This window comes from Sinomonas soli, assembly GCF_054782415.1.
The window spans coordinates 1-1,460 of sequence record NZ_BAAGSN010000043.1 but is presented as its reverse complement, the minus strand read 5'-3'; the positions used below and the strand labels follow the sequence as shown (position 1 = coordinate 1,460).

At 59.3% G+C, this 1,460-nt stretch carries 1 rRNA gene; it reads left to right on the top strand.

Annotated features, from left to right (window positions below):
* A 23S ribosomal RNA gene (locus ACYVKZ_RS21000) occupies window positions 1-1,394 on the top strand; the annotation flags it as partial.
* Window positions 1,395-1,460 lie beyond the last annotated feature (66 nt).

The following is a 1,460-nucleotide window of genomic DNA, read 5'->3' as shown; positions in this document are numbered from 1 at the left end:
CTGAGATCCGACGGGACCCCCTCACGGGGGGATCGGGTGATCCTATGCTGCCGAGAAAAGCATCGACGCGAGGTCCCAGCCGCCCGTACCCCAAACCGACACAGGTGATCAGGTAGAGAATACCAAGGCGATCGAGAGAATCACGGTCAAGGAACTCGGCAAAATGCCCCCGTAACTTCGGGAGAAGGGGGACCCCGACCGTGGAGGCCGCATGCCGGCCCGAGCGGGCAAGGGTCGCAGAGACCAGGGGGAAGCGACTGTTTACTAAAAACACAGGTCCGTGCGAAGTCGCAAGACGATGTATACGGACTGACTCCTGCCCGGTGCTGGAAGGTTAAGAGGACCCGTCAGCCAGCAATGGCGAAGCGGAGAATTCAAGCCCCAGTAAACGGCGGTGGTAACTATAACCATCCTAAGGTAGCGAAATTCCTTGTCGGGTAAGTTCCGACCTGCACGAATGGAGTAACGACTTCCCCGCTGTCTCGACCGTGAACTCGGCGAAATTGCACTACGAGTAAAGATGCTCGTTACGCGCAGCAGGACGGAAAGACCCCGAGACCTTCACTACAGTTTGGTATTGGTGTTCGGAGCGGCTTGTGTAGGATAGGTGGGAGACTGTGAAGCGGGCACGCCAGTGCCGGTGGAGTCATCGTTGAAATACCACTCTGGTCGCTTTGGACACCTGAACCTCGGCCCGTGATCCGGGTCAGGGACAGTGCCTGACGGGTAGTTTAACTGGGGCGGTTGCCTCCCAAAGAGTAACGGAGGCGCCCAAAGGTCCCCTCAGCCTGGTCGGCAACCAGGTGGCGAGTGCAAGTGCACAAGGGGGCTTGACTGTGAGAGAGACATCTCGAGCAGGGACGAAAGTCGGGACTAGTGATCCGGCGGCACCTCGTGGAAGGGCCGTCGCTCAACGGATAAAAGGTACCTCGGGGATAACAGGCTGATCTTGCCCAAGAGTCCATATCGACGGCATGGTTTGGCACCTCGATGTCGGCTCGTCGCATCCTGGGGCTGGAGTAGGTCCCAAGGGTTGGGCTGTTCGCCCATTAAAGCGGTACGCGAGCTGGGTTTAGAACGTCGTGAGACAGTTCGGTCCCTATCCGCTGCGCGCGCAGGAGATCTGAGAAGGGCTGTCCCCAGTACGAGAGGACCGGGACGGACGAACCTCTGGTGTGCCAGTTGTACCGCCAGGTGCACGGCTGGTTGGCTACGTTCGGATGGGATAACCGCTGAAAGCATCTAAGCGGGAAGCCCGCTTCAAGATGAGATCTCCACGCCCGTCAAGGGCGAGAGGCCCCCAGCAGACCACTGGGTTGATAGGCCGGACGTGGAAACGAGGACTGAAGACTCGTGAAGCCGACCGGTACTAATAGGCCGACAACCTCAACACACCACACCCCCCCACAAAGGGCGGTGCGGTGGAACCACACGAATGCTCCGCGTCCACCATACGGTCC